This window comes from Acinetobacter sp. YH12117 (assembly GCF_013418865.1).
GTDB classification, from domain to species: Bacteria; Pseudomonadota; Gammaproteobacteria; order Pseudomonadales; family Moraxellaceae; genus Acinetobacter; species Acinetobacter indicus.
The window spans coordinates 1-3,619 of record NZ_VPBF01000078.1 but is presented as its reverse complement, the minus strand read 5'-3'; the positions used below and the strand labels follow the sequence as shown (position 1 = coordinate 3,619).

Annotated in this window: 5 protein-coding genes and 1 pseudogene; all 6 read left to right on the top strand. The window is 32.7% G+C overall.

Annotated elements, in window-relative coordinates; genetic code table 11:
• A pseudogene (locus FTU55_RS14710) lies at positions 1-479 on the top strand (hypothetical protein); the annotation flags it as partial.
• A 2-nt stretch (positions 480-481) separates the two neighbouring features.
• Positions 482-901, top strand: coding sequence for a hypothetical protein (locus FTU55_RS14705; protein WP_104488275.1), 420 nt, complete (start codon positions 482-484; stop codon positions 899-901).
• Positions 902-1,004: 103 nt separating this feature from the next.
• Positions 1,005-1,253 (top strand): hypothetical protein, encoded by a 249-nt coding sequence (locus FTU55_RS14700; protein ID WP_257222860.1) that lies wholly within the window; start codon positions 1,005-1,007, stop codon positions 1,251-1,253.
• Positions 1,253-1,690: a hypothetical protein gene (locus tag FTU55_RS14695; RefSeq protein WP_180047464.1), complete on the top strand. Its 438-nt coding sequence runs from the start codon at positions 1,253-1,255 to the stop codon at positions 1,688-1,690. Before FTU55_RS14700 ends, FTU55_RS14695 begins: the two co-directional genes overlap by 1 nt.
• Positions 1,691-1,757: 67 nt before the next feature.
• Entirely contained in the window at positions 1,758-2,045 is a 288-nt protein-coding gene (locus FTU55_RS14690; RefSeq protein ID WP_257222861.1) for a hypothetical protein, read from the top strand.
• Between the two features lie 619 nt (positions 2,046-2,664).
• Positions 2,665-2,955, top strand: coding sequence for a hypothetical protein (locus FTU55_RS14685; RefSeq protein ID WP_257222862.1), 291 nt, complete (start codon positions 2,665-2,667; stop codon positions 2,953-2,955).
• Positions 2,956-3,619: the final 664 nt, after the last annotated feature.

Here is a 3,619-nt window from a genome sequence, read left to right as displayed (position 1 = left end):
ACTTGTATAGGGAGTTAGATAACGAAGGAACTAAGAAATTCTTGCGTTGGGATCAGTCGATTAAAACTACCAATATGCGCCGTATGTTGAAGCAATCGGCATTGGTTAGAGACAATAACTTTAAAGGCGGACTCAAAGAATACGCCAAAGAAATGGGTAAAATCGGTAAGTTTGCGACACAATTAAAAATAGCTGGTTATGTGTCTATTGGTGCGGATGTTGTGAGTTCAAGCGTAAAAGTGTATGAAGCTGCACCTGAGGATAAAGCAAGAACAACGGTTGTTGAGACTGCTAAAGTTACCGCAGGCATTGGTGCTGGATTAGTGGTAAGTGCTATTGTTGTTGGTCTTGCAACTGGTGGAACTGGACTTATAGTCATTGGGATTGTAGCGTTAACGGGAGCTGGAGCATCTAAAGCTTTTGGTGATATTAGTGGGGATGTTGCTGGTGGATTGTATGACATTGTGGCTGATAAATAACAATGGATAAACTTATTTTAGTATTTCAAAAAATGCCTATGGGGGCACTAGCATTCTTTTTCCTTATAGCGATGTTTTTACTATACTTTGTTATGTATGTATATGTTTGTTTAAATTTGAGAGGGATTTGCAGGATTGCTTTTGGTAATGAAAGAAAGTACAAAGCACCATTAGAGCCTTTTGATTTTATATACATTAGCTTTATACCTACTACTTTTTGGAGGGAGCTGTTGCATTTAAAGAAAGGGATAAAGTTTAAAAGTCTTTATAGAAAAGATTTCTTCCTAAAAATGAATCAAGAGCAGTTAAAGAGCTTACTAACAAGCTTCCCAGTTTTTTTTATTTTACAATATGTGATTCTGTTTTCTGGAATTTTATTTATGTCACTAATGTTGGCGTCATATTATTTTGAACTAGGTTAAATAATTGTGTTAAAAGCCGAGATCGATAATTACATCTCGGCTTTTTATTAAGTTTTATGACTATGTGTTTATCGCTACGTATGTCGTGAGTTCAAGCATAAAAGTGTATGAAGCTGCACCTGAAGATAAAGCAAGAACAACAGTGGTTGAGACAGCAAAGCTAGGAACTGGAATTGTTGCTGGCACATTTACAGCAGCATTAATTGTCGGTTTGGCTACAGGTGGCACAGGATTAATTGTTATTGGAATTGTAGCAGTATCGGCTGCACTTGCTACAAAAAGTGCATCAGAACTTACAGGATATGTTGTAGGTGAAGCCTATGACTATGTGGATGAAGCTAGGAATAAATAATGTTGGGAATTTTATTGTCCATGTTTGAAGATAGACCAGGTTTATTTATTAGTTTAATAGGTCTTTTTTTCTTTGTCTTACTATGGTTTTTTTTAATAAGTCTCTATATTTATACCAATATTTATTTAAAAGGAATTTGTAAAATAGTATATAAGGATGAGAAGAGATTTAAAAGATTAATGGAACCCTTTGATTTTTTTTATTTGAGTATCTTACCCAGTGCATATTTGAAAGAGATATTAAATATAAAATTTAATACATCATTTAAAGCCTACTATGGGAATAATGTATATTACAAAATAGGTGACTCTCAGTTAACAGAGTTGTTGAGAAATTATCCAATGTTCTTTTATCTTCATTACTCTTTCATGTTGTCAGGTTTTCTCGGTATATGTCTTCTATTTTTGGGTGTAGGATTAGAGAAGTATATTTTTTAAATAAATTTTAGCGATCTATTGAAAACCGAGTTAATATCTCGGTTTTTTTCTTAAAATAGCAGGTTATGTGTCTATTGCTACGGATATTGTAGGTTCGAGCATAAAAGTGTATGAAGCTGCACCAGAGGATAAAGCAAGAACAACAGTTGTTGAGACTGCTAAAGTTGGTGCTGGTATTGGTTTTGGAATTTATGCAAGTTATTTAATTGTCGGATTTGCGACAGGTGGAACAGGATTAATTGTTATTGGTATTGTTGCTGCTGGAGCTGCTATTGCCGCTAAAGGTACATCTGAGATTGTTGGATGGGGTGCAGGAACGGCTTATGATGTTATTGAAGAAAATGTGAGCAAATAAGTATGGAAATTATACTAATTTTATTTAAAAAAATTCCATTCATAACGTTGGGGCTTTTATTTTTTATTTTGCTGTGGGTATTTTTCATAAGCCTTTATATCTATACCAATATTTATCTAAAAGGAATTTGCCAAATTTTATATAAGAATGAGAAACGATTTACAAGATTGATGGAACCATTTGATTTCTTTCATTTGAGTATGTTGCCCAGTGCCTATTGGAGAGAATTATCAAATATAAAGTTTAATACTTCTTTTAAAACCTACTATGGGAATAATTTATATCAAAAAATAGGTGATTCCCAGTTAAAGGAAATGTTGAAAAAGTATCCTGTATTTTTTTATCTACATTACTTGGTTATAGTGTCAGGTATTTTAGGTACTTTATTTATGCTTTATGCATACATTCATGCACATTATTTTTAAAAAGATTTGAAACTCTATCAAAAACTAAAACCGAGTGGCTTTGTTGCATAAATATGTAAGCATCTGATTTAAATAAATTTAATTTTGGATCAAAAAACAATCAAAACTTTTAAAATCATATAGTTATGAAATCTTTGTGCAACACAGCCAAACCGAGTTAATGTCTCGGTTTTTTTCTTAAAATAGCAGGCTATGTGTCTATTGCTACGGATATTGTAGGTTCGAGCATAAAAGTGTATGAAGCTGCACTAGAGGATAAAGCAAGAACGACAGTTGTTGAGACAGTGAAGTTAGGAACTGGAATTGTTGCTAGTACATTTACAGCAGCTTTAATTGTTGGTTTGGCTACAGGTGGAACAGGATTAATTGTTATTGGTATTGTTGCTGCTGGAGCTGCTATTGCCGCTAAAGGTACATCTGAGATTGCAGGTCACTATGCTGGTAAATCATACGATTTAGTTGAAAAAGTTATGGAAAATAAATGATAGAGTTTATTATTAAGTTATATAAAACTGAACCTACAACATTTATCGGAATGGTCGGGCTTTTATTCTTTATTTTATTGTGGATCTTCTTCATAAGTCTTTATATCTATACCAATATTTATCTAAAAGGAATTTGTAAAATTATATATAAGGATGAGAGAAAATTTAAAAGACTAATGGAACCATTTGATTTCTTTTATTTGAGTATGTTTCCCAGTGCTTACTGGAGAGAAATATCAAATATAAAATTTAATACCTCATTTAAAGCTTTTTATGGGAATGATAGATATCACAAAATAGCTGATTCACAGCTAAAAGAAATGTTGAAAAATTATCCCTTATTCTTTTATTTACATTATTTGGTTATTGTGTCAGGTATTTCAGGTACATTCCTCCTATTTTTTGCATACTTTTTAGAACAGTATCTTTAAAATTTAGAGTTCTATTGAAAACCGAGCTTAATGTCTCGGTTTTTTTCTGGAATGTGGCAGGTGAGCCTACAAACATAGTGAATGAAAAATAATTGCTAAAATATGCTGTGTGATTCATAGAGATCGTTTCAATTTAGCGATCTCTAAATCCATCTTGTAATTGGCGTGTTGAATCCGTTCATTGGATGGGTTGTATTGCTTCTGGACCTCATCAGAGAAAGGGGTTTCTTCAC